Genomic DNA, 399 nt, shown 5'->3' with positions numbered 1-399 from the left:
CTGGCACAGGCTCCATTGCTACTTCAAGCAGCCTGATTAATAACGCGACCTTCGATATCAGTGGCACCACCTCTGGCGCCTCGATCATCAGCCTATCGGGTAACAGCTCTGGCTCGGTCGTATTAGGTAGCAAGACTCTGACCATGACTAACGCAGCTGATACTTTTGCTGGTGTGATCAGCGGTACGAACGGTAACCTCGTGATCTCTGGTGGTACTCAAGTATTAACGAATACCAATACTTACAGTGGTACAACGACGATTAACTCTGGCGCTACCTTACAAATCGGTAATGCTGGCACAGTAGGTACCTTAGGCACTGGCACCGTAACCGATAACGGTACCTTGATCCTTAATCGCTCTGATGCGATCACGATCGCTAATGCCATTAGTGGTACTG

General features: G+C 49.4%; 1 pseudogene. It reads left to right on the top strand.

Annotated elements, in window-relative coordinates:
- Positions 1–399 (top strand): annotated as a pseudogene (locus ICE90_RS10755) (autotransporter outer membrane beta-barrel domain-containing protein); the annotation flags it as partial.

This window comes from Polynucleobacter sp. AP-RePozz3-80-G7, from assembly GCF_018882145.1.
In the GTDB taxonomy this organism is placed as follows: Bacteria; Pseudomonadota; Gammaproteobacteria; order Burkholderiales; family Burkholderiaceae; genus Polynucleobacter.
Note: the sequence above shows the minus strand (reverse complement) of the source record. Positions and strands in the feature narration are given on the sequence as shown.